The 1,448-nt window shown below is 40.2% G+C and carries 2 protein-coding genes and 1 pseudogene; 2 read left to right on the top strand and 1 reads right to left on the bottom strand.

The window, feature by feature from the left end:
- Both CIK04_RS28010 and CIK04_RS34530 read left to right on the top strand, forming a co-directional pair.
- On the top strand, positions 1-134 hold a 134-nt coding region (locus CIK04_RS28010; RefSeq protein WP_142995031.1), incomplete at its 5' end, for a transposase.
- A 209-nt stretch (positions 135-343) separates the two neighbouring features.
- A complete protein-coding gene (locus CIK04_RS34530) occupies positions 344-706 on the top strand; it encodes a hypothetical protein (RefSeq protein WP_325205931.1) in 363 nt (120 codons plus the stop codon).
- A 614-nt stretch (positions 707-1,320) separates the two neighbouring features.
- Here the strand turns inward: CIK04_RS34530 and CIK04_RS28020 are convergent.
- Positions 1,321-1,448 (bottom strand): annotated as a pseudogene (locus CIK04_RS28020) (IS630 family transposase); the annotation flags it as partial.

The following is a 1,448-nucleotide window of genomic DNA, read 5'->3' on the forward strand; positions in this document are numbered from 1 at the left end:
ATTTAGTGGAAAATGCGTTTGCTAAAATCAAGTCTTATCGATCAATATCAACCAGATATGACAAGTTAAAAAGGAACTATGCTAGCATGGTATCGCTGGCATTTATGTCAATGTGGCTACCGATGTATTTCTGAGCGTAAACGTACAGCAAAGTTCACACGCGCTAAGCTATTCTACAATATCTTATCGACTTCCGAATATGAACGTTTTCTAAGGATGCTATGAAAACTATCGAACAAGAGTTATCTCGCATGATCTCAATCTTTTGGTCTCTTTAGTGTTCTATTAAAAGCGAGAATGTCATCGACGAGCTGCCTCAGCCCTTTATATCTCCCAGCCGGCAATGAGTCGAATTTTAGGAAAATTAAGAGACGTGTTTCATGACCCCTTATTCTATCGGGAATCAAGTGGCTTGGTTCCAACACAAAAAGCAATAGAGCTTGAGAGGGCAATAAGTGAAGTACTCTCAAACATCAAAGACATTGTCGACTCTAGTTCATTCAGCCCTAAAAACTGCAAGCATACTTTKGCGATCTCTGTTCCTCCTCTAATGAGCGAATTGATATGCGGAAAACTTAGTATTGCGCTCTTTAATCAAGCTCCTAAAGCAAGTTTGGTCGAATACCCTACCGACAAAAAAACCAACACAACAATTAGTAGAGAGAACGATAGATTTTACGTTGCATCTAGAGAAGCCAACGAATGAAGTTGATTTTCTCTGTACTGATCTAGGTAAAATCTATCCTGTGTTTACGTCGTGCAGACAGCATCCTTTAACACAAAAGACTCGGTGACCCTCGAGGATTGTCTAAACTACCGCTTTGTTGATCTAACCTTGGATATTCGTTCCATGTCGGCAACGCATAACCGGTGGATCATATTAGAAGGCAGGTATATGCAGAGATATTGTATTTAAAAGCGGTCAACTTAGCACGTTGATAAAAGTGATGAAAGAAACACCAACAATATTGGTCTCCTCCAACTTGCTCGGACAAGTGAGTGATGAACTCATTCCCATTCCATTGACGCAGCAGAGTATCGATTTAGATCTAAACGTCTACTTAATCGAGCATAAAAGGACATTAAACAGCCAAGCTCATCAATGGTTCCGAGAGCTTGTCCTTGAACAAACCAAGTCCATACTGAGCTGTTAAGTGGCTACGTGTATCGCTAATGCTGAATTAAGAGCATGTGTTTAGTGGGATTGAGAGAAAGAGCATATCTCGCCATCAATGAATCTATAGACAGAGAAACGATTGGGAGACGGTTTATTTCTTCCAACCGTTTTGCTCTTGTTGAAGTAGGCAGAGCTATACCCGTTCAACTTGAAGATGCAGGTTTCAAAATCTGAAAATTATCCGTAATTCTGGATACCAGTGAGCCTGCAACTTTTGGCAGCGTTACATTGAAAAATTCATTAATAGCCGTTGTAAATTCGTAAGCGTATC

The organism is Vibrio sp. 03_296, from assembly GCF_002265885.1.